Annotated in this window: 25 protein-coding genes; 20 read left to right on the forward strand and 5 right to left on the reverse strand. The window is 43.7% G+C overall.

Going from position 1 to position 26,315, the window contains the following annotated elements:
- The first annotated feature begins 133 nt into the window (after positions 1-133).
- The 9 genes from LZF95_RS24085 (at position 134) to LZF95_RS24125 (ending at position 6,105) form a co-directional block, all read left to right on the forward strand.
- Positions 134-541: an RNA polymerase sigma factor gene (locus tag LZF95_RS24085; protein WP_262912318.1), complete on the forward strand. Its 408-nt coding sequence runs from the start codon at positions 134-136 to the stop codon at positions 539-541.
- A complete protein-coding gene (locus tag LZF95_RS24090) occupies positions 538-966 on the forward strand; it encodes a hypothetical protein (protein WP_233757930.1) in 429 nt (142 codons plus the stop codon). Before LZF95_RS24085 ends, LZF95_RS24090 begins: the two co-directional genes overlap by 4 nt.
- 3 nt (positions 967-969) lie before the next feature.
- Positions 970-1,515 (forward strand): DUF4252 domain-containing protein, encoded by a 546-nt coding sequence (locus LZF95_RS24095; protein ID WP_233757931.1) that lies wholly within the window; start codon positions 970-972, stop codon positions 1,513-1,515.
- A 71-nt stretch (positions 1,516-1,586) separates the two neighbouring features.
- Positions 1,587-2,075, forward strand: a complete 489-nt coding sequence (locus LZF95_RS24100) for a DUF4252 domain-containing protein (RefSeq protein ID WP_233757932.1) — start codon at positions 1,587-1,589, stop codon at positions 2,073-2,075.
- A gap of 585 nt (positions 2,076-2,660) precedes the next feature.
- Complete coding sequence (locus LZF95_RS24105) at positions 2,661-3,227, forward strand: hypothetical protein (RefSeq protein WP_233757933.1); 567 nt, start codon at positions 2,661-2,663, stop codon at positions 3,225-3,227.
- Between the two features lie 434 nt (positions 3,228-3,661).
- Positions 3,662-3,853: a hypothetical protein gene (locus tag LZF95_RS24110; protein ID WP_233757934.1), complete on the forward strand. Its 192-nt coding sequence runs from the start codon at positions 3,662-3,664 to the stop codon at positions 3,851-3,853.
- Between the two features lie 203 nt (positions 3,854-4,056).
- The gene (gene upp, locus LZF95_RS24115; protein ID WP_233757935.1) at positions 4,057-4,701 is read left to right on the forward strand and encodes a uracil phosphoribosyltransferase; all 645 of its coding nucleotides are present in this window, start codon (positions 4,057-4,059) and stop codon (positions 4,699-4,701) included.
- A gap of 7 nt (positions 4,702-4,708) precedes the next feature.
- The gene (locus LZF95_RS24120; protein ID WP_233757936.1) at positions 4,709-5,647 is read left to right on the forward strand and encodes a calcium/sodium antiporter; all 939 of its coding nucleotides are present in this window, start codon (positions 4,709-4,711) and stop codon (positions 5,645-5,647) included.
- Positions 5,644-6,105: a hypothetical protein gene (locus LZF95_RS24125; RefSeq protein WP_233757937.1), complete on the forward strand. Its 462-nt coding sequence runs from the start codon at positions 5,644-5,646 to the stop codon at positions 6,103-6,105. Before LZF95_RS24120 ends, LZF95_RS24125 begins: the two co-directional genes overlap by 4 nt.
- Here LZF95_RS24125 and sdaAA read toward each other — a convergent pair.
- Positions 6,094-7,002, reverse strand: coding sequence for an L-serine ammonia-lyase, iron-sulfur-dependent, subunit alpha (sdaAA, locus tag LZF95_RS24130; protein WP_233757938.1), 909 nt, complete (start codon positions 7,000-7,002; stop codon positions 6,094-6,096). The two genes, LZF95_RS24125 and sdaAA, sit on opposite strands and share 12 nt — an antisense overlap.
- Positions 7,003-7,187: 185 nt before the next feature.
- Positions 7,188-7,592, reverse strand: coding sequence for an OsmC family protein (locus LZF95_RS24135; protein WP_233757939.1), 405 nt, complete (start codon positions 7,590-7,592; stop codon positions 7,188-7,190).
- Positions 7,593-7,663: 71 nt separating this feature from the next.
- Here LZF95_RS24135 and LZF95_RS24140 point away from each other — a divergent pair, with 71 nt between their 5' ends.
- From LZF95_RS24140 to LZF95_RS24150, 3 genes are all read left to right on the forward strand, one after another.
- Positions 7,664-8,392, forward strand: coding sequence for a hypothetical protein (locus LZF95_RS24140; protein ID WP_233757940.1), 729 nt, complete (start codon positions 7,664-7,666; stop codon positions 8,390-8,392).
- A 56-nt stretch (positions 8,393-8,448) separates the two neighbouring features.
- Positions 8,449-9,327: a lipoyl synthase gene (gene lipA / locus LZF95_RS24145; protein ID WP_233757941.1), complete on the forward strand. Its 879-nt coding sequence runs from the start codon at positions 8,449-8,451 to the stop codon at positions 9,325-9,327.
- 114 nt (positions 9,328-9,441) lie between these two features.
- A complete protein-coding gene (locus LZF95_RS24150; RefSeq protein WP_233757942.1) occupies positions 9,442-9,753 on the forward strand; it encodes a DUF3566 domain-containing protein in 312 nt (103 codons plus the stop codon).
- Positions 9,754-9,845: 92 nt separating this feature from the next.
- Here the strand turns inward: LZF95_RS24150 and gcvP are convergent, their stop codons facing one another.
- Positions 9,846-12,734 (reverse strand): aminomethyl-transferring glycine dehydrogenase, encoded by a 2,889-nt coding sequence (gene gcvP / locus LZF95_RS24155; protein ID WP_233757943.1) that lies wholly within the window; start codon positions 12,732-12,734, stop codon positions 9,846-9,848.
- Between the two features lie 278 nt (positions 12,735-13,012).
- Here gcvP and LZF95_RS24160 point away from each other — a divergent pair, with 278 nt between their 5' ends.
- From LZF95_RS24160 to LZF95_RS24185, 6 genes are all read left to right on the forward strand, one after another.
- Entirely contained in the window at positions 13,013-14,509 is a 1,497-nt protein-coding gene (locus LZF95_RS24160) for a M28 family peptidase (RefSeq protein WP_233757944.1), read from the forward strand.
- A 176-nt stretch (positions 14,510-14,685) separates the two neighbouring features.
- On the forward strand, positions 14,686-15,726 hold the full coding sequence (locus LZF95_RS24165) for a quinone-dependent dihydroorotate dehydrogenase (RefSeq protein WP_233757945.1): 1,041 nt from the start codon (positions 14,686-14,688) through the stop codon (positions 15,724-15,726).
- A 53-nt stretch (positions 15,727-15,779) separates the two neighbouring features.
- A complete protein-coding gene (locus LZF95_RS24170; RefSeq protein ID WP_233757946.1) occupies positions 15,780-18,278 on the forward strand; it encodes a DNA translocase FtsK in 2,499 nt (832 codons plus the stop codon).
- Between the two features lie 33 nt (positions 18,279-18,311).
- Complete coding sequence (locus LZF95_RS24175) at positions 18,312-18,965, forward strand: outer membrane lipoprotein carrier protein LolA (protein ID WP_233757947.1); 654 nt, start codon at positions 18,312-18,314, stop codon at positions 18,963-18,965.
- Between the two features lie 161 nt (positions 18,966-19,126).
- Positions 19,127-19,621 (forward strand): baseplate wedge protein 53, encoded by a 495-nt coding sequence (locus tag LZF95_RS24180; RefSeq protein WP_233757948.1) that lies wholly within the window; start codon positions 19,127-19,129, stop codon positions 19,619-19,621.
- A gap of 2 nt (positions 19,622-19,623) precedes the next feature.
- Positions 19,624-20,127 (forward strand): hypothetical protein, encoded by a 504-nt coding sequence (locus LZF95_RS24185; RefSeq protein WP_233757949.1) that lies wholly within the window; start codon positions 19,624-19,626, stop codon positions 20,125-20,127.
- A 215-nt stretch (positions 20,128-20,342) separates the two neighbouring features.
- Here LZF95_RS24185 and LZF95_RS24190 read toward each other — a convergent pair whose 3' ends face one another.
- Positions 20,343-21,209 carry a VOC family protein gene (locus tag LZF95_RS24190; protein ID WP_233757950.1) on the reverse strand — a complete coding sequence of 289 codons (867 nt, stop codon included), beginning with the start codon at positions 21,207-21,209 and terminating at the stop codon, positions 20,343-20,345.
- A complete protein-coding gene (locus tag LZF95_RS27710) occupies positions 21,199-22,086 on the reverse strand; it encodes an SRPBCC family protein (RefSeq protein ID WP_306422412.1) in 888 nt (295 codons plus the stop codon). Before LZF95_RS27710 ends, LZF95_RS24190 begins: the two co-directional genes overlap by 11 nt.
- Positions 22,087-22,432: 346 nt before the next feature.
- On the opposite strand from LZF95_RS27710, the gene LZF95_RS24205 reads away from it, so the two are divergent.
- Both LZF95_RS24205 and LZF95_RS24210 read left to right on the forward strand, forming a co-directional pair.
- Positions 22,433-23,413 carry a GlxA family transcriptional regulator gene (locus tag LZF95_RS24205; protein WP_233757951.1) on the forward strand — a complete coding sequence of 327 codons (981 nt, stop codon included), beginning with the start codon at positions 22,433-22,435 and terminating at the stop codon, positions 23,411-23,413.
- 118 nt (positions 23,414-23,531) lie between these two features.
- Positions 23,532-26,300, forward strand: a complete 2,769-nt coding sequence (locus LZF95_RS24210) for a helix-turn-helix domain-containing protein (RefSeq protein WP_233757952.1) — start codon at positions 23,532-23,534, stop codon at positions 26,298-26,300.
- Positions 26,301-26,315: the final 15 nt, after the last annotated feature.

The following is a 26,315-nucleotide window of genomic DNA, read 5'->3' on the forward strand; positions in this document are numbered from 1 at the left end:
AGTAACCTTGAAAAATTCAAGCAGGCCATGCGGCAAAAGCAAGCTGAGGTAATCCTTTTCTTCCAATTCTTTTTTTCAACAAAGAAAATCGATTCAGTCAATTCCCCCAACTTTTAGGACTGATCCCAGAGCCCTGTCAGAGGACCTGCTTCAGAATGTCTTCGAAAAAACTTTCGAACGGGAAGACGAACTACAAAACCATCCAAACCTCTCTGGGTGGCTGGTCAGAAGTTTGAAAAATGAAGTTTTGATGCACTTCAGGCAAGCGAAAAAACTGGAGTCACTTGAAGGACTCGAAGAACTGAAAGCTGATGAACCGACCTCAGAGGAAACTAAGGAATCTGTACGGCAAGTAATGAGCCTGATGAAAAACCTGCCCTTACGGCAGCAGGAGATCTTTCACCTAAGAGAAGTAGAAGGCCTGAGTTATGAAGAAATTGCCGGGCACCTTGACATAAGCCTGGAACAGGTGAAAGTAAATCTTCACAGAGCCAGAAAAAGCATTCGGGAGCGGATGCTCAACCAAAAGACGACCAAATGAACCAGCGGATAGACGAATTACTCGAAAAGTACTGGGAGGCTGAGACTAGCCTGGCAGAGGAAAAGGAACTGAGGCGATTACTTCAGTCAGCTGAAGGCTATGCGGACGAGAAGGCATTATTCTCCGGCTTGAGCGCACTCTCAGCCGAAGAACCCAATATAAAAACACCAACCAAAACAATCCCGATCAGACCAAGAAACTGGATAAAATGGGCTGCCTCAGTGGCAATTCTTATTTGCTCCACCTGGGGATGGACAGTATATGAGCAAAAGCAAGCGGAGCAGGAGGCATATATGGAGGTGATGCAGGCCTTTGCCCTCATCAAAACAAACCTTGCGAAAGGACAGGAGGAGATGACCCCTATGAATGACCTGAAATACCTGAACACGACCAATCAGTTATTTGGCAACTCTATAATTAAATAAGCCATGAAGAAATTTCTAATAATCCCGCTTCTGCTGTTTGCATTTATCCTAAAGGCGCAAGCCCAGGACGACGCTATCCAGCGGTTTTTCTCCAAGTATATGGAAGACGATCGTTTCTCCAGGGTATATATCAGCCCTAAAATGATGCAGATGGCAGGAGGATTTTTGAAAAGCAATGCCGGCACAGACAAAGATGCCGAGGATCTAGGCGTATTGATCCAAAAAGTGAAAGGGATCCGCATCCTTTCTTCCGGCGAAGTCAATGGAATGACTTTCTACAAAGAAGCTATGGGTACGCTTTCCAAGAACAAGTACGAAGACCTGATGATCGTAGAAGACAAGGGAAGTAGCCTGAAGTTTATGGTTCGTGAGGAAGGCGGCTTAGTCAAGGAACTCATGATGATATCTGGAAAAGACGGAGATTTCACTTTACTATCCATGCTGGGAAGCTTCAGCTATGAAGATCTAAACATGCTGGCTGAAAAAACGGATATCCCCGGAATGGATCTCTACAATAAAGGAGGCAAAGGATCAAAGGGAGTAAAATAAGTAAAGCGAAACTGCACGGTTCTAGGCAGGGTTGCGGTAAAAACTAATTTAAACAAACACACAAAACACTTATGAAAAGGATAGTTCTCACCCTGGCATTAATCGGAGCAGTAATGACCGTCCAAGCCCAGAGCAAAAGCGTCAGCGCATTGTATGAAAAATTTAAAAGTGAAGAGGACTTCTTCCACATGGAGCTGGCAGGCAATTTCATGAACTTTGCCAACGGCTTCAAAATCGACATTGACAAAAACGATATGGCCACTGTGGCAAAATCTATTGAAAAGTTAAAATTCTTCACCTTGCCCGATCATGCAGATGATTCCAGGTTAGAATATAAAACACTGCAAAAAGGATTGCAAAAAGAACGTTACGAACTCCTCATGGAAGCCTCCGAGGGAAAAAAGGGGGGCGTGATGGTGTACTCAAAAGGCGGGAACACAATTTCTGATTTGGTAGTGCTGGTAGGAGGTGATGAAGGGAACCTAATGGTAGTGGAGCTTAAGGGTAAATTTGACCAAGAATTAGTGGCAAAAGCAGCAAATTACAAGGGAAAACCCTAAAACCCCTCAGACATCATAAAAATACCCCAGACGTATTTCGGGGAAATTGTCAAAACAGGTCTAGATATCGTTATCCTGACCTGTTTTTTTTGTGACATTACAGAGACTAGGGTAAAATCAATAGCCATGAAGCCAATAATCTTATAGGTTATCCAGATTTAAGGGGTTGATTTTCATTAAATCCACAATGTCAAAATTTTTTTTTAAGTTTTTTTTGGACAAAATTTCCATTGGGAATCCCCCTAAATTAAAAATATTAGTGGCTATAATATTTCTATTTATCCTTAAACACGCAATAAAATTCTTCAAATTGACAGAAATTCAAAATCCATAGGCTTCCGTCATCGATTGCGGGAACATTTTATTAAATCCTCAAATTTTATACAGTTCTGTTACGGAATCATTAACAATTATCTTTTTTCATTGAATTATTTGCAATTACGGATTTCCGTTGTACCTTTGAATCATAATAACAAACCAATCGGACAACCCGATGGAAATGTAGCCCAAATTACCCCACCTAGAGGCGGATCAGCCGTCCGGCGGTTACACGAAAACTAGAACCTATTCAAACCAATTATTAAGATGAAAAAGTTATTCACATTGCTTTTAGTTGCGGGGATCGCAACAGGAGCTTTCGCAAAATCAGAAGGAACAACAGTCTTAATCAGACAAACTGAAACCACCAAGGTATCCGTATCCTTCAATGAAGCACCACAAGGACCTGTGATCGTTAAAATCACGGATTCAGAAGATCGTTTGATCTTAAGAGACAGAATCACTAAAACCGAAGCATTCGCAAAGAAATACGACCTTAAAGCTCTTCCTCATGGAAACTATTCAGTAGAGGTTTTAGATGAGTCTGGCGTTTTGAGAACAGCTTCATTCAACAACTACGTGACTGAAACCCCAGCGGTATTCTCTAGAGTTTCTCCAATGGGAGACAATAAATACAGATTGCTTGTAAGCAACCTAGAAGCAAAGGACATTGAAGTATTGATCTATGATGGGGACAAATTGATCCACACTGAAAAGATAGACAACCCGCAGGGACTTCATAAAATCTACTCCTTTGACAAGGTAAGTGGAGCAGGCATCAACTTCAAAGTTAAAACTGCATCGGGTTTCGAGAGCTATGTTACCAGCCTGTAAGCTGAACCAACAATTAAAATAAACTGACCCCGCTTGATTGCTCAAGCGGGGTTTTGTTTTGTGTTTTTTTAAAAGCTGTCCAAATAATCTAGATCTGTCCTAAACGTTGGGGATTCATCCGACAGGGTGCTGTGAAAACTTGTATGAATCAGCTTTGGATTTCCCAATACTCTTTTTCATTTCCCTAGAACGAATAACCTTTTTTTGTGCAAGGTGATTGCGCTCCTTGTACAACATATATGATAGCCAAGTGCCCATACCCAATACATTTTGTCGGGCTGATCAGAAATACCTTTACATCACTGATCGTGCCTTTGGCACTCTGAAAAACACATAAACTACATCCTTCACCCAGAATTGCATTCTGGGCATTTACTGGCCTTGCCTTTGGCAAGGGAAATTATTTTGCCGGAAATGAGTTGATTTCAGCCTTTGTGCCAAAGGCACAACAGGTATCCGCCCTGAATGCAGCAAAGCGAAATTCAGGGTTGGGAAATCCGAATGGATTCGCCAAGAGTGCCAACGGCACGATCGGTAAATCATGCGGCACTCCTACAGGTGGGGATTCCTATAGCTCTGGTAAAAACTATGGCGGCTATGTGGCCCAACACAAGTCACCTACATAATCAAGCATCACGATCCTACCCCAGATAATCAGACTGATCCAGGAATGTAATCAAATTAAGCTATTCAAAATCAAAGACTCAAAACCAATCATATCTCGACAGATCAGACATAAGCTTCCAGTAATATTTTAAAAGTGAAATAAAATTCCAATCACGTTTAGCCCTGTTCTGAAGAGCCGGTTTTTTTATTTTATCTTCGCAGCATGTTTGTACTATCCGAAACGCCATCTATCGCAAACCGTTTTCTCAGGGAGATGAGAGATATCCGTATTCAAAGTGACCGGATGCGCTTTCGGAGAAACCTGGAACGGATAGGGGAAATCATGGCCTTTGAAATTTCAAAATCTTTCGAATACGTGCCAGAGGAAATCGAGACTCCCCTTGCCTCCACTTCCTCGCTTACCCCTGCCTTTCAACCTGTTGTCATCTCGGTGATGAGGGCCTCTCTTCCGTTTTACCAAGGTTTTTTAAATTATCTCGATCAAGCGGACAGCGGATTTATCGGGGCGTTCAGGGACGAAAGTATAGCTGGGACTATATCAGTACAGCTTGGCTACCATGCCAGCCCTACAGTAGAGGGCAGGGTCATCATTTTAGCTGATCCTATGCTCGCTACCGGAAGATCTCTCGTTGAATCCATCCAAACAATACTTTCTCACGGGACACCCAAGCATATCCACGTGGCCGCCATCATTGCTGCTCCAGAAGGCATTCAATACCTTAAAGACAATGTCACCTGCCCATACTCGTTATGGCTGGGAGCTATCGATGACAAATTGAACCACCAATCGTATATCATTCCTGGATTAGGAGATGCAGGAGATCTTGCATTCGGCCCAAAATTATAATCACTACATGCTTCCTTATTTTCTTTTATTACTTGGCCTGGCTATTCTTCTCTATGGAGGGAAAATCCTTGTGGACGGCGCATCCGCAATGGCTGTCAAATTAGGAATGAGTGCCGGACTTATCGGCATGACCGTTGTCGCATTTGGCACCTCTGCACCTGAGCTCTTAGTGAGCGTCAATGCAGCACTAAAAGGCAACGCGGATATTTCTATAGGGAATGTAATAGGCTCTAATATCGCCAATATTGCCTTGGTTTTGGGCATAAGTGGGTTATTCTACCCAATTTTGATCAAGAGTAGCCATATCCGTTTTGATTATGTGGCCACCTTGTTGGTCACCATTCTTTTCTATGGACTGGGTTACAACGGCCTGATAAGCTTATGGGAAGGGATTTTGCTTTTCGGTTTATTCATTGCCTTCAATATCTATCTTTTCAAGAACCCTGAAGTTGAACTAGTGGATCCATCAGAGGTAGAAGAAGAAATTGAGCAGGTCAAAAAATACTCTTGGTTCATTGCTATTGCCTTATTTGTCGGTGGTGTTGCCGGCTTATATTTCGGATCCGAATTGCTGGTAACCAACGCCGTGATAATTTCCAGGGAATTTGGGGTATCTGAACGGATCATCGGAGTCACCATTATCGCTATTGGCACCAGCTTACCCGAACTCATTACGTCAATTATTGCCGCCCTCGCAAAGAAAACAGACATGGCTCTTGGAAACATCCTGGGGAGCAACATCATGAACATTCTTTCCATCATAGGTATCACGGCCCTGATTAAGCCTATAGGTGTTTCGCAGGCTTTCATTGATTCGGATTTCATCTGGATGCTGGCCATTACCGTGTTGCTTTTTCTGCTGATGAGATGGAAAATGAAAATCTACAGAGTTGAGGGAGCGCTGCTATTACTGAGCTATGTTGCCTACCTGTTTTTTCTGTTATGACAGAAAAAATCATCACGCTATTGGGTATCTACCTACTGTCCTGCTTCAAATTTATTGCCGGGCCTGTTATGGGTTCGGCAGCAGGCTATAGCGTGATAGAAAGCATATTAATCACAGTTGCAGGAATGATGACAAGCGTGATTTTGTTCACTTTGATTGGTTCTAAGCTAAAAGCCATCTTTAAAAGAAATTTTCAGGGACAACCAAGGCCTGTGTTTACACGCAGGAATAGACAAATAGTACATGTGTGGCGAAAATATGGTAAAATAGGCATAGCTTTCTTTACCCCACTGGTATTGACTCCCATAGGAGGGACATTGATAATGGTGTCTTTTGGAGCAAAAAAAAGACATATTTACCTTCACATGCTATGGAGCGCATGTTTCTGGGCAGCTATATTCTGTTCCAGTATAGATCAGATTTTGGCTTTTCCGTGGCTCCGGGATCTATTCACCTGAGTCCTCGTCAGGCAAGATCTCTATATCTTTGATCAACACCCGCTCAGCGATCTCCTTCCCGGTCAAAGTAGCAGCCAATCCGCCCATTGCGGTTTCCTTGTATTTACTGTCCATGGATGCCCCTATTTCCCCCATTGCCTCCACGCATTCATCTACAGGGATCACTCCACTGACATTTGCCAAAGCGATCTGTGCAGAACTGAAGGCAATGGCCGCCGCACTGGCATTCCGCACCACACAGGGAACCTCCACCAAACCAGCCACCGGATCGCATACAAGCCCCAGCATACACTGGATAGTCACCGCTACCGCGTTGAATATCTGATCCGTGTTACCTCCCAGACAATATACAATCGCCCCTGACGCCATGGCAGCCGCAGCCCCTGTCTCTGCCTGGCATCCACCTACTGCCCCAGCCAGACTTGCCTTTTCCTCTATGATCAAAGCTATCCCGGCACCTATCAAAAGCCCCTCTACAATCTGCTCGTCGCTGAGGCTATGGATCTCCTGAAGTGTGACCAAAGTCCCAGGCAAAATCCCACTTGCCCCGGCTGTGGGCGCCGCCACCACACGTCCCATGCAGGAATTTACCTCTTTGGCGGCGAGCGCGCGGGAAATCAATTTCTGGAATTCAGGTGAAAGTACCGTTAAGGGGTGATTGTACACTTTCTTTGCGCCGTTGTTGATCATTCCTGAGCGGGAGGTCATTTCCTTCTCCAATCCAGTCTTTACCGCATCTTTCATAACACCATAGGCCTGTAACAATCCTGCTTTAATGAGATCTGAAGAACCGTTTTTTTGGTCTGTCTCATACTCAATCACTGACTCGGGCAAAGTCAAACCTCTTTCTTCACAATAGCTTTTCCAGCCTTTGAAGGATTCAAATAGATAGCTCATACTAAATGGGTTTATATACTTTTATGCTTGCCCTCAATAATACAGGCAAACTCAATTCCTTTGTTTTGGCGGCTTGAAGACGGCAGACCGAAGACCGATGTATCCTCATTTTTAGAGTTCAACAAATCCTAGATCACTTTTGTCACCGCATCGCAGAAGGAAGTTTATTCAGGGCTAATATCTGCCTAGAAATCAAAATTCAGTGTCTGCTTAATCTCCGGATCCAAGCTGAGCGCAACAGGACAGGTTTTAGCCGCATTTTTCAGTTTTTGGATCATTGCGGCATCATTAACCGGATTTTCCCATTGAAAATCAACAATTATTTCACTGATTTTTCGTGGAGACGACTGCATTACCTTGGTCACCTCCCAGGAAAGGCCGTCTAAGGAAACAGCATCACGATTAGCCACAATCCCCATAATAGTCACCATACAGCTTCCCAGTGCACTAGCGACCAAATCGGTAGGCGAAAAAGCCTCCCCTTTGCCATTGTTATCTACAGGGGCATCGGTCAATATCTTCACCCCAGATTGAAGATGCTCAGAGGTTGTCCTCAAATTCCCCAAATATGAACTTTTTATAGTGGGCATAAACTCTTATTTTTAAAATCAGTTAAAACTACTAACACCCAAAAATAGGGCTATATTTTCGACCAATTCGAATGGACAAGCTGAAATTCACTTTACTGCTCCTTTTATTTTCCCTGGCAATAGACGCTAGAGCTCAGAGAGAAGACATAGGCAACTACGACTATGACAAGGAATACATGTTTGGCATCAATAAAAACACGAACGGTGGGTTGATCGGAGGTTTTGTGTTCAAGGCAGGGACACGGATCGATGATATGCAGTTTAGTTTCTGGGCCATAGAACTTTCTAATGTTAAAAATCCGAAAGAGGAACGCTACCCTACTGTCTTGGGCAACAGCTATATCTTCGGTAAATCAAATTACCTCTATTCGATCAGACCACAATACGGAAGGGAAATCATACTGTTCAAGAAGGCTCCCAATCAGGGTGTTCAGGTATCCGCATTAGCTGCTGTCGGCCCATCTTTTGGCTTAATTGCGCCTTATTATATAGAATACGCCGTCAACCGGGTGGAAACCGTCACCGAGCAATATGACGCATCAAAACACCAGAGTAGGTACAACATTATGGGCACAGGGCGGCTTTTTGAAGGTCTGGGACAATCAGAATTTGCCTTTGGAGGTAATTTGAAAGCAGCGATAAACTTTGAATTTGGAGTTTTTCGCTCAAATGCCACCGGTTTGGAACTTGGATACATGGTGGAAGGTTTTACCAAAGAAATACCCCTGATCCCAACTACAGAAAACCGTCAGTTGTTCCAGTCCGCGTACTTCACTTTTTTCTATGGGTTCAGGCGGTAGGGCACAACTTGGGTTTTGCCCCTTGCTAATGTACCTTTGCATCAAATCAGAAATCAATGATCGAATTACCTGTAATTTCCGAAGAAGCTACCCGCCGCAAAAAGCCTGATTGGCTTAGAGTAAAACTTCCTGTAGGAAAAGAATATGCCAAAGTCCGTAAACTGGTAGATGAGCATAAGCTCCATACCATCTGCGAAAGTGGAAACTGCCCTAATATGGGCGAATGCTGGGGAGCCGGCACCGCTACCTTCATGATTCTGGGAAACGTATGCACCCGATCCTGCTCATTCTGCGCTGTGGCGACCGGGCGACCACCGGAGTATGACACGGACGAGCCGAGAAGAGTGGCCGAAGCCATCAAACTCATGGGAGTCAAACATGCCGTATTGACCTCGGTCAATAGAGATGAGTTGAAAGACAAAGGGGCTGAAATCTGGTATCAGACCGTCATTCAGACCAAGGAGCTTTCACCTACAACGACTATTGAGACACTGATTCCAGATGTAAAATCAAATTGGGATGCCTTATACAGAATGATCTCCGGAGGGCAGGAAGTGGTTTCCCATAACATGGAAACAGTGGAAAGCCTGTACAGGAGAGTACGACCTCAGGCTAAATACGCCAGATCCCTGGAACAGACCAAACTCACCAAGGAGTTTGGTAAAAGAACCAAGACAGGCATTATGCTAGGATTAGGAGAAAAAAAAGAAGAAGTGTTCAAAGCCATGGATGACCTAGTAGAGCATGGATGTGATATCCTCACACTTGGACAGTACCTCCAGCCCACCAAAATGCATATAGAAGTCGCAGAATTTATCCACCCTGATCTTTTCGCAGAATACCGGGAAGAGGGATTGGCAAGAGGATTAAAATATGTGGAATCCGGGCCTTTGGTGCGATCCTCATACCATGCGGAAAGACATGTAAACATCTAATGATGAGAGCGATAAAAATACGGCACACTTTCGGGTGTGCTTTTTTTATATCAAAATTTTCAATAATTTGAATTCTTAATTTTCCCACCAATTTCACACTAAACTTTTAAACTAATGGTAAAAATTGAAAAAATCGGAGTGTCCTCCGCTGCTAAGATCTACGGCTTGACGCTAGGTATTCTTGGCTTTGTAATCGGTATCTTTTATGCCCTATTTTTATCGGCATTCTCTGGACTATTGGGCGATGAATTTTCTTCGTTTGGAACAGGGATCGGTATCGGGATGGTAATTGTATTTCCTATTATCTATGGGGTAATGGGCTTTGTTGTTGGAGCTTTAGGCGCGGTAATCTACAATTTTGTCGCCTCAAAGATTGGAGGCTTGGAAATCCAACTATCAAAAGATGATGAGATTCCTTTGATGTAAGGCAAAACAATCATGCATCCGTACGCTCCGCGGCAAAAGATGATATAAAAAAGGGTTGCCAGTCGGCAACCCTTTAATATTATTAAGGCCAATCAAGCCTCTTCGCTGGCATAATCCTCCACAGGAATACAGCTACAGATCAAGTTTCTATCCCCGTAAGCCGAATCAATTCTACGCACACTAGGCCAGAATTTGTTCTCTTTCACATAGCTCAATGGATAAACAGCTTTTTCTCTTGAATACGGCAAATCCCAGTCATCTGCCAGAACCATGCTAGCTGTATGCGGCGCATTCTTCAAGACGTTCTCCATTTTGTCCGCTTTTCCGTCTTCTATCTCTTGGATTTCAGCACGTATAGAAAGCAACGCATCGCAGAACCTATCCAATTCCGCCTTCGTCTCAGACTCAGTAGGCTCGATCATCAATGTACCTGCCACTGGGAAAGAAACTGTAGGCGCATGGTATCCGTAGTCCATCAATCGCTTAGCGATATCTTCTACTTCCACTCCTACTTCCTTGAATGCCCTGCAGTCCACAATCATTTCATGCGCAGCCCTACCTTGGGTTCCTGTGTAAAGAATAGGGAAATGATCCTTCAATCTTTCTTTGATGTAATTGGCGTTTAGGATCGCCATTTTGGTGGCATTCTTCAGTCCATCTCCTCCCATCATAGCGATGTAAGCATAGGAGATAGGTAAAATGCTCGCACTGCCATAAGGTGCTGCCGAAATAGAAGAGACGGCCTGTTCGCCTCCTGCTTTTACCACTGGATTGCCAGGAAGGAAAGGCGCCAAGTGACTTGCAACACAGATCGGCCCCATACCAGGCCCCCCACCCCCGTGAGGAATACAGAAGGTCTTGTGAAGATTTAGGTGACATACGTCAGCTCCGATTCTCCCTGGACTGGTCAGGCCTACCTGAGCATTCATGTTTGCACCATCCATATACACTTGCCCACCATTTTCATGAATAATCTGGCAGATTTCCTGAATCCCCACTTCAAACACTCCGTGAGTGGAAGGATAAGTGACCATAAGCGAAGAAAGGTCCTTGCTGTGAGCTGTAGCTTTAGCTCTTAGATCATCTATGTCAATATTCCCCCTTTCATCGCATTTCACCAACACTACTTTCATACCTGCCATTACAGCAGAAGCCGGGTTGGTACCATGGGCGGAGGTAGGGATCAAGGCCACGTTCCTATGGTGGTCACCCCTGCTCTGATGATAGGCTCTGATGACCATCAGACCGGCAAACTCACCTTGGGCACCCGAATTTGGCTGAAGGGAAGTGTCCGCAAAACCAGTAATCTCATTTAACCAGTGTCTCAGATTAGCAAAAAGCTCCTGATATCCCGCAGTCTGGTCTGTCGGGGCAAATGGGTGCATCTGACCGAACTCCGGCCAAGTCACGGGAATCATTTCCGCGGTAGCATTCAGCTTCATGGTACAAGAACCCAAAGAAATCATGGAATGTACCAAGGACAAATCCTTGTTCTCCAGTCGCTTGATATAGCGCAGCATTTCGTGCTCACTTTGGAAATTATTGAAAACCGGATGGGTAAGGTACTCGGAAGTCCTCACCAAAGCCTCCGGTAACTCCAGGGTAATATCCTCCGCCAACGCAGTCAAATCAGGAGTCGCCAGTCCTTTTGCTTTTGCGAACACCTCTACTACAGACCTAATATCCGCTAAGGTTTTAGCTTCGTCAAAAGACAGGAAAACCGTATCATACTCATAGCGGAAATTCATTTTAGCCGAAAGGGCCAAAGACTGTATGGCATTGAGCGACTTAGCTTCTATGCGGATCTTAATGGTATCAAAGTAATTTCCAGAAGGCACCTCATATCCTAGTTGCTTCAAGGCACTTGCTGTAAGTTTTGCCAGTCCATGTGTTCTCAGCGCAATATTTCTAAGCCCTTTGGGTCCATGATACACGGCATAGAAACTTGCCATCACCGCCAGAAGAACCTGTGCGGTACAGATGTTTGAAGTCGCCTTTTCTCTCTTTATATGTTGTTCACGGGTCTGCAAAGCCATTCTATAGGCTTTGTTCCCTTCCTTATCCTGGGACACGCCTATGATTCTACCGGGAATCTGCCGCTTATACGCTTCTTTGGTTGCAAAAAAACCTGCATGCGGGCCCCCATATCCCATCGGGACGCCAAAGCGCTGGGAAGACCCAACCACTACATCAGCCCCCATTTCACCAGGGGAAGTCAGAATAGTCAAAGCCAACAGATCAGCGGCAAAAACTGTAGTCACGTTATTTTCTTTAGCAGATGCCAGAAGTGCTGAGTAATCTCTTGCTTCCCCATCCGCATCCGGATATTGGAACAAAACTCCGAATAGGTTTTCGTCCGTTAAGTCCAGGGAATCAATAGAACCAAAGACCAACTCGATTCCAACCGGTTCAGCTCTGGTCACCAATACAGCTTTAGTCTGGGGGAATACTTTTTCATCGACAAAGAACTTCGCCGCATTCTTCTTTTCCCTTGGCTTTACCGCATACAGCATGTTCATCGCTTCGGCAGCAGCGGTTCCCTCATCCAAGAGAGAAGCATTTGCCAGCTCCATACCTGTAAGCTCCATCACTACGGTCTGGAAATTGATCAAGGCTTCCAATCTGCCCTGGGCGATTTCAGCTTGATATGGAGTGTATGCAGTGTACCATCCCGGGTTTTCGAGTACATTTCTCAAAATCACACCGGGTACCAAGGTATCATAATAACCCAAGCCTATAAATGACTTGAACACTTTGTTTTTAGAAGCCAGCTTTTTAAAATCTTTCAAAAACTCCGACTCCAACTTCGCCGATGGCAGATCCAGCGGGCCATCCAATTGTATGGATTTCGGTACAGTTTGATTGATTAATTCCTCTAAAGTTGAGGCTCCGATTTTCTCCAGCATCGCTGAAATCTCCGCATCTGTCGGGCCGTTGTGTCTGCTCTCGAATTTGACAGCATTAGAAAGATTGATCTTCATATAAGAACGTTAAGACGATAAACTATTTGGGTTTGAGATTGGCTGATTTTTCAAGCTGCAAAGGTACAATATATTGAAAGATAATGCTTTCTTGAGACGCATTATTTCCCTTGGGTTAAGCCAAAAATTACAAGCGGTTTATTGAAGGGGTGAAAAATTCTCTAGTTTAGCGGCATAAAATGTAAAAGATTGAGTTTTACGCCTCCTCACTTCCTTATGCAGGAAAATGAACGAGGTCAATTTCAATCTGAAATCAAAAAAAACCTAACTATAAACTGATGAACAAAAGTTTGTTATTGACGGGCGCAATGGCTTTAGGTCTTGCTCTGCCGTCCTTGGCACAGCAACCCACCCAAGTGAAGTATGCCAACACAATCACGGTTGCCGACCTAAAAGAACGCCTCACCTACCTTGCTTCCGATGAGATGAAGGGAAGGGATACAGGTTCTGAGGAGCAAAAAGTAGCCGCAAATTACCTTGCTGATTTTTACAAAAAAATCGGGCTTTCTGGGCCAGCTGAAGGAAGCTACCTTCAGCCGGTGGAGCTGGTAAGCGCCTCGTTCAAGGAGGTCTCTCTGAAAGTAGGCAAGCAAAAACTTGTGGACAATGTGGATTTTGTCTTCATCGGGGACGGGGATATGAAAAAAGCCTCCAAAACAGATCTGGTGTTTTTGGGCTTAGTCTCCGATGAAAACCTGGCCAAAGTTGACGTGAAAGATAAGCTGGTCGGAATCTGGGCGGTAGGTGTGAGATCCAACGATCTTTTGACCAAAGTAATGGATGCCGGAGCTGCGGGCATTGTGATAGTAACGATGGAAGGGCAGGCAAACTTTGACAGGGTAGCCGGACGCTATCAGAGCCTGGCTGGCAAAGGAAGGGTGGGTTTTGCAAAACCGGCGGAGCAAAAACCTGTATTTATGGTAAGTTCAGATAAAATGGCTGAACTATTCAACACACCTGTGGAAGAGCTGAAAGAAGCCGCAAAATCAGATCCCCAATCAATCAAGTCCCAAAAAACCTCTTATCAAATCCAAAAAGAAGTAAAAGAAATAGAGAGCTCCAATGTCATGGGGTATCTGGAAGGAAGTGATAAAAAAGACGAACTGATCGTCATTTCTTCACACTACGATCACGTCGGGGTCAGTAGCACCGGTGAAGTATTTAACGGCGCAGATGATGACGGCTCCGGGACTGTCTCCGTCACGGAAATCGCCGAAGCGTTTGCTCTTGCTGCCAAAGACGGTGTAAAACCAAGGAGATCACTATTGTTCCTCAATGTTACCGGAGAGGAAAAAGGGCTTTTGGGATCGGAATACTACTCAGACCACCCCATTTTCCCATTAGAAAACACAGTTGCTAATTTCAACATTGACATGGTAGGAAGAATTGACTATGAATACCAAGATGCCGAAAACACCGATTTCGTCTATGTGATCGGTTCAGAAATGCTGTCCACTGACTTGAAAAAAATCCTGGAATACAACAACATCACTTATTCTGACCTGATCTTGGACTACAGGTATGATGCGGAGGATGACCCAAACAGATTCTACTACAGATCAGATCACTACAATTTCGCTAAACACAATATCCCAGTTGCTTTCTTCTTCAACGGAGTACATGATGACTATCACCAGGTGACGGATACCGTGGACAAAATTGAGTTTCCGCTGATGGAGAAAAGAGCAAAACTGATTTTCCATACAGTTTGGGATGTAGCGAACAGAGAGAACAGACTGCGCGTGGACGGCTCAAACAACAGAACAGAAAGGTAAAAACACCCAGGACTTTTCTTTAATGAGGTAGAAAAAGGCTATTGGAGAGATCCGATAGCCTTTTCTTTGTTCTGCAAATACTGTAAAAGGAGCGAAATTTAGATTTCATCCGGTTTAATCAATCCTCAAATTTTATAAAACGATATCTTTGCATCTACAACGCAAATCAACACCCAGTGTATAAATCTCTACTCAAGCCACTCTTTTTTCTTAAAAAGCCAGAAGAAGCCCACCATTTCACCGTGAATCTCACCAGATTGACATTTAATATCCCTTTGGTAGGTGCTCTGGTAAAATCAATTTTCAAGGTAGAGGATAAGCGATTGGAGCAGGAGGTTTTTGGACTGAAATTCAAAAATCCGGTAGGTTTGGCCGCAGGCTTTGACAAAGATGCCAAAGCCATTGATGAAATGGCAATGCTAGGTTTCGGCTTCATAGAGATCGGCACACTGACACCAAAACCACAGAAGGGAAATCCTCAACCCAGGCTTTTCAGGCTTCCTGAGGACGAATCCCTGATCAACCGCATGGGCTTCAACAACGGAGGTGTGGAAGAGGCTGTCAAGCGTTTGAAAACACGTAAATCCTCCGTGCTGATAGGTGGGAACATAGGCAAAAACAAAACCACACCCAATGAAAATGCCATCGAGGATTACTTAATCTGCCTGGAAGCGCTACATGACTATGTGGATTATTTTGTGGTGAACGTAAGTTCGCCCAATACCCCGAACCTTCGTGATCTTCAGGAAAAAGAGCCCCTGAAAAAACTACTTCAGGCAGTCAAAAACGCCAATGATCTCAAACCTAAACCTAAACCAATCCTGCTGAAAATCGCTCCTGATCTAACAAACGGTCAACTGGATGATATCATTGAGATCGTCCTAGACACAAGAATAGACGGAGTAATAGCGACCAACACCACCATAGACCGTTCAAAACTGAGCACTTCCGCAGCAACAGTAGAGGCAATCGGTGCCGGGGGAGTAAGCGGCAAGGTATTGGGAAAAAGAAGCACTGAAGTGATCCGGTATCTTTCTGAGAAGTCCAACAAGGCCTTTCCTATCATTGGGGTAGGCGGTATTTTCTCAGCAGGAGACGCCATCGAAAAACTCGAGGCAGGAGCTAGCCTGATTCAGGTGTACTCGGGCATGATTTATGAGGGACCTGGGCTGATCAAAAAGATTAACCAAGGATTATTGGCTTATTTTTCATCGTAATTTGTCAATCTAAATTCATTAATCTTAACTTAAATCGGATTTGAATCGAATACATGGCCACCAATTCACCTAGGACCAATACTTTTAGAAAAAAAGGAGAACCTGCCAAAAAGAAAGGAGCCGGCATCAAGGCACCAAGGCTTTCTTTTGGAAAGATTAATACTGCCAAAATCAGCCTTACCCTAGGTATTTTGTTGATGTCCACAGGAATATTCCTATTTATCGCCTTTATCAGTTATCTGCTCAATGGCCCGGCTGATCAGAGCTTGGTAATGAACAATCCGAATGCCGCCATTCGGGAAACAGCGCGAGAATCCACCAATTGGCTAGGGTACCTGGGCGCACAAGCCAGCAATTGGCTGATATACCGCTGGTTTGGTATTGCGGCTTTTTTGCTTCCACCCTTTTTATTCCTACTGGGATTCAGATGGGCCTTCAAAATCTCCCTGATTTCCCTCACACGTTATTCGGCTTTTGCCCTTTTCTTTACTTTCTGGCTAGGCTTACTGACCGGCTACGTGGTTATTTTGATCCAAGGGTATTCCTATTGGAGTTTTCTTTCGGGAGGCTTCGGATACGAATTGGCCAAGCTGTCCGCAGATTTTCTAAGTTGGGGCACCTTTATCCTCCTGGGGGGCTCCATGTTGATATTCGTGATATTTTTCTTTGATATAGATAAGCTGGATTGGTTTAGCAGTAAAGCATCCGAGGCAGATCTGGATGATGATGAAATAGACATGCCCCATGCAGCCCCAGTCAAAAATCCTTTCAAAGATGAGCTGGAGATTGAAGAGGAGGAAGAGATTGAAGACGATGGCAGCTCATGGACCATAAAAGACCAAGATGAAAAAACTGTTGATCCAATAGAGCTGAATCCTGTCTCCAAACCTGCTGCCAAGAAAGAGGAAATAGCATTCGATGTTCCCCAGCTCAATATCCTCGATCCTACCGTGGGTAGAGAGGCAGAGAAGAAAATAGAAGAAAGAAATTTCTCTGTGGTAAAGCCAACGGGAGAGGAAAAAACCGCCGAAGAAGTAGAGAATCTAGATGCCTATGACCCTACACTGGATCTCCCACATTACAAATATCCTACGCTAGAGCTGTTGAATGAATATGACGTTCAGAAAGTCACTGTCAGTCGACAGGAACTGGAGGACAACAAAAACAAGATTGTAGAGACACTTGAAAACTTCAAGATCGGCATACAGGAGATCAAAGCTACTATCGGCCCTACAGTAACCTTATATGAGATCGTACCCGAACCAGGGGTGAAAATCTCCAAGATCAAGAACCTGGAAGATGATATAGCTCTGAGCTTGGCCGCGCTGGGCATACGGATTATTGCCCCTATTCCTGGAAAAGGAACCATAGGAATAGAGGTGCCCAACAAAAACCGTGAACTGGTTCCCGCCCGGGCTGTTCTAGGCACGGAGAAGTTTATGCGTTCGGACAAGGATCTTCCTATAGCTCTGGGAAAAACCATTTCCAACGAGGTGTTTGTGGCAGATTTGGCAAAAATGCCACACCTATTGATGGCGGGTGCCACGGGTCAGGGTAAATCCGTGGGGTTAAATATGATCTTGGCCTCCTTGATTTACAAGAAGCACCCTTCACAGTTGAAATTTGTACTCGTAGATCCCAAGAAGGTAGAACTCACGCTTTTCAACAAGATAGAAAGGCACTTCCTGGCCAAACTCCCTGGCGCGGAAGAAGCAATAATCACCGATACAAAGAAAGTGATCTACACGTTGAATTCCCTCTGTATCGAGATGGACAACCGATACAACTTGCTAAAAGATGCCGGGGCAAGGAATCTGAAAGAATACAACGCAAAGTTCATTGCCCGTAAACTCAACCCTGACAAGGGCCATCATTTTATGCCATACATAGTTCTGGTGATTGATGAATTGGCGGATTTGATGATGACGGCAGGTAAGGAGATCGAAGGTCCCATAGCCCGATTGGCCCAGCTAGCCCGGGCTATCGGTATCCACCTGGTGGTGGCTACCCAACGGCCATCTGTAAATGTGATCACGGGTATCATCAAGGCAAATTTCCCCGCCAGACTATCGTTCCGTGTGACTTCCAAAATTGATAGCCGTACCATTTTAGATGCCGGAGGAGCAGATCAATTGATAGGCATGGGAGATATGCTACTGTCTCATGGATCAGAAGTGATCCGTATCCAGTGCGCTTTCTTGGACACTCCTGAGGTGGATTCTATCTGTGATTGGATAGGAGAACAAAAAGGCTATTCTGACGCTTATCTACTCCCTGAATTTGAGGGAGAAGACGGTGACAACTCAGCAAGTGACGTGGACTTTTCGGATTTGGATCCACTTTTCAATGATGCGGCGAGACTACTTGTACTGCATCAGCAAGGAAGCACTTCATTGATCCAGCGTAAACTAAAACTAGGCTACAATCGGGCGGGCAGAATCATTGACCAGCTGGAAGCTGCGGGTATTGTAGGTGCTTTTGAGGGGTCAAAAGCCAGGGAAGTGCTTATTCAGGATGAAGCCAGTTTGGAACGGTTATTGGAGAGCTTGTAATAGCTGTTCAAATAGTTCAAAACAGCTTAATTCATGAAAAAAATCGCCCTATTTTATACGTTTTTTCTTATTCTTTCCTGCTCCTTCCATGCCGCAGCCCAGAAGGATCCAAAAGCAAAAACTGTGTTGGATGCCATGAGCAAGAAATTCCAGGAAATGAATGGTTTCACAGCTAATTTCGACTTTACTTTCCAGGACGCTTCCGGCACAAGTGACCGACAATCCGGTGAAATCTCCGTGAAAGGTGAGAAATACCGTCTCAAACTTCCGGATCAGGAGATTTTCAATGATGGCAAAACGGTTTGGACTTTTATCCAATCCGATAATTACAAAGAAGTCACGATCAACGATGCCTCGCAGATGGAAGGTGAACTTACCCCTTCCAATATTTATAGGATCTATGAATCCGGTTACAGCTATAAGCTGATGGGCGAAAAACAGTTTCAAGGCAAAACCGCACAGGTCGTAGAATTACTTGCCGAAAAAAGCAACGCCCCTTTTGAGCAGGTGAAGCTGATGATAGACAAAAGCAACTCTAGCCTGTTGGGATGGGAGATGTTTGACGGACAAGGCGGGGTTTTCTCTTATACCTTTCAAAACCTGAAACTGGACTCTTCCATTCCCCCTTCTCATTTTGTCTTTGATGTCAAACAATATCCTGGGATAGAAGTGATTGACTTGAGGTAGATAAAAACAAAAAATAATACTATTAAAAATCAAACAGGCAATCCACTTCGCTATTTTTTCACTCTAGACACAAAAAACGGAACATAAATTTGCAAATGCGAGTTTACTTAATTAAATAAGAGGGCTTTTAAACGTCCAATTAACCTTTTCTCCTCAAAACGATGACTCAAGAATTTGAGACACAGGATCAGTCAATCAAAGAATCCGTAACTAACGATTGGTTTGAAAAAACAATCGTCGGACTTTCGGCTGATCAATTAACTTATGAAACAAAAACTCTTGACCCCCAGTCACGCGAATTTTACGAGCAAATAGCAACAGGAAATCTGAGTGAGTTAATGCAGAAGATGACCGTTAATATGCAGCAATATTACTTTAGAGAAATCATCAACGCTTTTTTCACGGAATTATTTACTATCAGAAAAAGTAAAAAACCAAAAAAACTTGCGTTTGACTATAAAGGAAAGCAGATTATGATATGGGTTGAAATCCCGGAAAATGATGAGAAAATGGAAGACGATATTTTCTTGTCTGAGGCTACTGCGAATTATAAATTCAGTAACACTGGATTTAACTTGTCTGCTACCATAGTAGAAGATTCCGACAAATTACCTATTCCACCTCATTACATAAACTTCGAATTTCAAAAAGTTTAGTAATGGCCTTGTTCTCGGATTATATTAATCAGGCAAAAAGTAACCTAAAATTCCTCTTTGAAGTTAATAGTAAGGCTGTAGCCTATTATGACTGGCAAGTAACAGTCAGCTTTTACGTTGGAGTTCATTTAATCAATGCCTACTTGGTAAAAGAAAGAGGAATGAGTTTCAACTCTCATACAGAAACTTTTAACGCCATTAATCCTGCGAATTCTCTCTCTCCACTAAAATTAAGTGAAGAAAACTATCTTGCATACAGGAAGTTATACAACTTATCGAGAAGATCTAGATATATCTGTACTGATCAGGACAGGCTAAAAGGTCAAGATGAAAAGGTTGCATACCTTACATATGACAAGCATCTTGAAAGGGCGATAATTAATCTTGACAAATTATTAGGCTTCATCCAATTAAGGTATGGAGAATCTTTCCCGATAATTGAAATCAATTTAATAGGTATAAAGTCAAGTGCATTACAGCATTTCAAATACCATAAAGCATCCTAATTCGTCCCCTTAATAGAACAATCAAAATGATTTACTGTTTTTCTTGTTGCCTGGGAAAGCGATCAACATATTAAACTCAACCTTAGGAAATTCCTTATACAATTCATTTGTGTCGCAAAACAACAGTTGTAATACCATGAACTTAAACAATACCATAAAAAGGACTTGAGGATTTTTGAGATATTTACATACTTGACCTCAAAAAAAACGCCTTTTCAGGCGTTTTCCAGCTTTTCAATATCAAACTTCTTCATTTTCATAAAAGCCTGCACCACCCGTTCTGATCGGGAAGGATCACGCAACAGCTCAGGGAGAATTTCAGGTACTATCTGCCAGGAGACGCCAAACTTATCTTTCAGCCATCCGCATTGGTCTTCTCGTCCGCCTTCTTTGAGTTTGTCCCAGAAATAATCGATCTCATCCTGATTCCTGCATTCCACTACCAACGATAGCGCTTCATTAAAATCGAAATTATGAACCAAAGCACTGTCCATAGCGGCGAATAACGTACCACTCAATTCAAACTGTGCATGATTGATTTTCCCGTCCTGCCCATTTGGATCATCCGACCCGTATCTTGAAACCAAGTGAATTTTAGATTTCCCAAAGATACCAGTATAGAAATCCATCGCCTCTTCGGCTTTGCCAAACTGAGTACCTGTGAACATCAAAGCAGGGATAAATTTCTGGTCGGAATAATCCAGCGTATCGACGGTGAGCTGCCAGGTAACACCAAATTGATCCTGAACCCATCCATACTTTTTGCTCCATGGATAACTGTCCAGTGGCATCAGAGCTCTTCCGTTTTCTGATAATTTATCCCAAACAGCCTGGATCTCCCCTTCACCCGACAAGATGGTATAAAAAGAAATCGCAGGAGTAAACTTGAATTTCGGACCACCATTCAAACACATAAATAACTGGTCGGCAGATCTGAAAGTAACCACTAATGGATTCTCATCTACAATAGCTGAATCCGAGAAAACAGCGCAATAGAAATTAGCTGCTTCCCTTGCGTTGCCATCAAACCATAAACATGGATAGATCGGTTTATTTATGATTTTGTCATTTCTATTCTCCATCTCTCTCACAGATTTCTTTGAGTTTATCCAATGCTTTTGGCCACGCTTCTCTGAAGTATTCATCGAATTCCATTGTAGAGTGCATATCCACCAGTAATAGAGTAGATTCTCCTTTTTCTATAAAAGTGTATATCTCATGGGCTCCTTTCCATAGTTCCACTTCTTTGCCTTCAAAGATTTCAACCCCATCTTTAAGTTCTCCTAGATGCTCAACATCCACATACTTATTCGGGATCATTTTACGCACCTTACTCACTAGCCCATTTTGATTGCCTTCTTCCCCTTGGGACACAAACTTGATCGTACTCCCCTCCTCCCAAGAACCTATATAGGTGGAACCTGGAGAAAACTCATCCGTCCACTCTTCATAGGTAGGCTTTTCCAGCATAGTTTCAAAAACCTTTTCAGGAGTACCCTTAATCAAAATCTCAAAATGTAAACGTATTAGATTTGCCGCAGATCCAGCGTAGGTTTTAAAATTATCCAGGATAGCCTGCCAACCTTCTCTTTGCATTTCAACAGAATTTTCCGTTTCCGCTTCAAAAATCTCTGTAATTTCCACTCCCCCCGGCACTTCTTTGAAATAGACCTTCACAAATCGGCCATCTTCCAGTATGTAAGAGTAGAAAGAAGGTTTTTGCACTTCCTGATATACACCCCCGAAATCAAAGCCCATGCTGCCGTCTTTTGCCTCCATCCTGAAAGTGAAGCTTCCCCCAGGCTGAAGGTCATTTTCTGCCTTGGGGGTATGCCAATCCGGAGAGGCATTGTTCCAATGTACAATATGTTCTGGGTGGGTGAAATACTCCCATACCGCTTCAATGGTTGAATCAACAGTAGTCTGTACGGTAATCCTGGTTTTTTCTTTAGTCGTCATGGCTATTTGATTTATTTCACTAATTTACCTAGTAGTGCTTTGATTAATCCTGTACGATTCTGACAAAATGAAAGGCTGAATGCGACAGTAAATATTAATTTCAAATTACCAAATCAAAATTGTCCAAGGCAAACAGTCATGTCACGCTGAAACGATTGGCTTACCTGCCTGATGACAGTCACGTCTAACCTATAAATGACAATTGATAACTCTATGAAATCGAGCCTTCCTACCGGACAAGCAGGCATGACTCTAAAGTCACATAGAGGAATGATTATCTGCGAAGCGAGATTCCCTGTCCGACCACATGCGGGCATGTGGCCGCTAAGAATCAAATTATAAACACATGAAAAAAATAGCTATCCTTGTTCCGGAACAATCAGTACTGCAAGCCATTGCTGATCCACAATATTGTTTCTCCGCGGTGAATGAATTCCTGACAAAAGCCGGCGGACAGCCGCTTTTTCATGTAGAACTAGTAGGACTGAACCCAGAGGTTAAATTAAACGACAAAAGGTATTCCGTATTTCCAGACCAACTGTTGGACACGGCCATGTCTCCTGATTTACTGGTGATCCCGGCTTTATCAGGAGATATGAAAGAGGCTCTAGCGGCCAATCAACCCTATATCCCATGGATAAAAAGACAATATGAAGCCGGCTCTGAAATAGCTTCACTTTGTGTAGGCGCATTTCTACTAGGCGCCACAGGGCTATTGGATGGTAAAAAATGTTCTACACATTGGGGATTTATAGATCTTTTCCGGGAACTCTATCCTTCTGTTCAAGTTCAGGACGGAGCTATTGTGACCGAAGAAAATGGCATCTACTCCAGTGGTGGAGCCAATTCCTATTGGAATTTACTGATTCATTTGGTAGAAAAATACGCGGATCGGGAGATGGCGATTTTGGCGGCAAAGTATTTTGCAATAGATATAGACCGAAATAGTCAAACAGCCTTTACCATGTTCCAAGGACAAAAAAAACACCAGGATGAGGCCGTAAAAAAAGCCCAGGAATATATTGAGAAGAAACTGGAAGAGCGCATCACTGTGGATGTACTGGCGGAACAAGTAGCTGTAGGCAGGCGGAGTTTTGAGAGAAGATTTAAGCTGGTAACCAATAATTCGGTCTTAGAATATATTCAGCGTGTAAAAGTGGAAGCTGCCAAAAGGAGCTTTGAAACCACTATGAAAAACATTACCGAAGTAATGTGGGATGTGGGTTACTCGGACACAAAAGCATTCCGCACCACTTTCAAAAAAATCACGGGGCTGACTCCTATTGAGTATAGAAACAAGTATAATAAGTGGGCTAGGATGAATTGAGGGGAGTAAATTTTATCCCTAAGATTTTACCTTGCCAGCCTGGATGATTCGTAATTTCCTGATTTGCAGGTTTGGAAAATGTGGAATAACTTTAATAAACTTCCATACTATATCAAAAATGGAAATCTCATCAATTTTCCGGGTTGCACTATTTTTTATGATGGTTTTTTCCACATTAAACACTTATGCCCAGCTAGGTCCCGAGGAAGAAACCCATTTTGAGCGGCTGCTAGATCAACGTAAGCTGGATAGTGCTCTACTCTTTGCCCGGCATTTTCAAACAGGCTACGCCGCTGAACCAGACATTCAGGCACATGGCAGATTGATGGAAGCGTATGTGCATTATACTCGAAAAAGATTCACAGATGCGATGAGCATTGCTGACAGTCTTCTGCTACACGGCATCGAACACTCGCCCGAATTGACCATGAAAGCCTTGCTCCTGCAGGCAAACATCGCCAATCTGAGAATGGAAAATGAATCCGCTATTGCCCTATACTTGAAAATCGACAGCATGGCCCAGGCATCACAAACAGGCCGGTCCACCCAAGTCAAGGCCTTGATTAATCTGGGAATTTTGTCGATGGATATACAGGAAGCTGGCCTAGGGGAAAATCAGCATTCAGGTTCCCCATACTTCAGCAAAGCCTTGGAAATAACCCGAAAAACGGGAGACAGCCTCGGCTATTACGACTTGCTTACTCTTATCGCTGGCAGGGAATATATGAAGGGGAAAATTGATTCCATCAGTAAGATTTATATCGATGCTATCGAATACTTCAAAAGGGAGGGAAATCACAAACTACAACATTCCGCTTACTGGGGCCTTGCCAATGCTTATGAAAAGGAGGGGATGTTGCAAAAGGCTGAGGAGGTTTTTCTGGAAAATATCCGGTTCAATTGGGAGCAAGACTCCTTATCTAATTTCACAGCAAGAGCCTTTTGGATTTATGCCAGTTTTCTAAACCGAACCCAACAACTCGACTTATCCATCCTAAACTATGAAAAGGCCAGGGATTTGTTTCAGAGAGAAGCAGAGCCTGATATCGGCCCGCTGATTGGGACGACCTATAATCTTGCCACGCTGTACCATCAAAAAGGAGAGTGGCAAAAGGCCTATGATTATTTAAATGAGGCCTGGTCCAAAAATGATTCAATCAATCAGTTTTCCAATTTTGGCCGGATTGCAGAGCTGGAGAAAAAATATCAAACCGCTGAAAAGGAAGCACAAATCCAATCCCTACATCTGGCGGCCCAACGAAAATCCAATCAATTTCTCCTTTTTCTCCTTATTGCGGTTTTGATCATCTCGATTGTAGGGTTTTACCTGTATCGCCAAAAACAGAAAATCCAGATCGCCAGGAAAATCGCTGAACTGGATGAATTCAAAAACAGGTTTTTTGAAAATATAGCCCATGAACTGAGAACCCCTATCAGTCTGATCAGCAGTCCGGTCCAATTATTGGAAGCAGAGACAAAAGATCATCCGGAATTTGGGCCAAGGATCCAACTGATCAAAAACCAAAGCCAAAGACTGCTAGAGCTGGTGGATCAGATACTTTCCCTCCACCGGCTTGAGAATGCCGAAATCCAGGTGCTGTTTAGGAAAGTAGCTCTTGATGTAAGGATTATGGCTTGGCTAGAGCCTTTTGAAGTAAGTGCCAAAGCCAAGAATATCCAATGGAAGAATGAGGTTCAGATAGTTGATAAAAATGCCTGGATAGATGAAGAATTGCTCCAAAAGGGACTGGACAATATTTTGGGAAACGCCCTCAAACACACTCCTGAAGGGGGAAAAGTCTCCTTTCAAGTAGTGCATAAAGAGCATCTTCTTGAGATGGAACTGCGCAATACCGCGCCTAACCTGAATAAAAAAGACCTTCCCCGCATTTTTGACAGATACTTCCAAAAATCCAGAGATACTCCTGGGGCAGGGATTGGTCTTTCATTGGTCAAGCTGATCAATGATCGTCTCGGAGGAAAATTAACAAGCGACCTGCTCGCTGGAGAGTTTGTGCTCAGGTGGCAGATCAGCACTGCCCCGGAACACCTGGTGAAAACCGGAGTCTTGATCCCGGATACTATTCCTCCTGATATTTCTCCCGCCCATTTCCTTGAGGATGACTCCAAACCCTTGGTTTTGATTGTAGAAGATCATCCGGAAAGCGCCGCTCTACAGGCCAGTCTTATTGAGCCCCTTCACCGGGTATCAATAGCCCATACCGGGGAGCAGGCTTGGCAAAACTGCCTAGCTGAAGTGCCTGATCTGGTGATCACGGACATCCAGCTACCTGACCTTTCCGGACTGGAGCTCTGTATCCGGATCAAAACACATGAGATCCTATCCCATATCCCTGTAATTTTACTGACCGCCTCAGGGACAGACACTGTCAGGCTCCAAGGAATCGAATCAGGTGCTGATCTATGTATGAGCAAGCCCTTTGTCCATGGGCATTTGCTTGGCGAAATCGACAAACTGATCGACCAACGTAATAAGCTGCGGGAAAGATACAGCAAAGAGGTAGTGCTCAAACCTTTCCACCTTGCCATTAACTCCGCAGAGGAGCGCTTTTTAGAAAAACTACAGTCTGTGGTCGAAGAGAACATGGAAAACCCGGAATTTGGAGCTTCCCAATTTGCCGAGGAAATGGGTTTGAGCAGAATGCAGCTGCACCGAAAACTCAAACATCTGACCGGACTGTCAGCGATGGAATTTTTAAAGGACCAGCGGCTCAAAACCGCTTCTCTGCTTTTGATGAGAGGTGATCTCAGTGTTTCTGAAGTAGCCTATGCGGTGGGTTTCAACGACCTTTCCCACTTTTCTAAAAGCTTCAAACAGACCTATGGGGAAAATCCTAGCGAATATCTCCAATCACAAAGCAAATAAATTTCTTCATACAGC

This window comes from Algoriphagus sp. AGSA1 (assembly GCF_021390545.1).
Classification (GTDB): Bacteria; Bacteroidota; Bacteroidia; order Cytophagales; family Cyclobacteriaceae; genus Algoriphagus.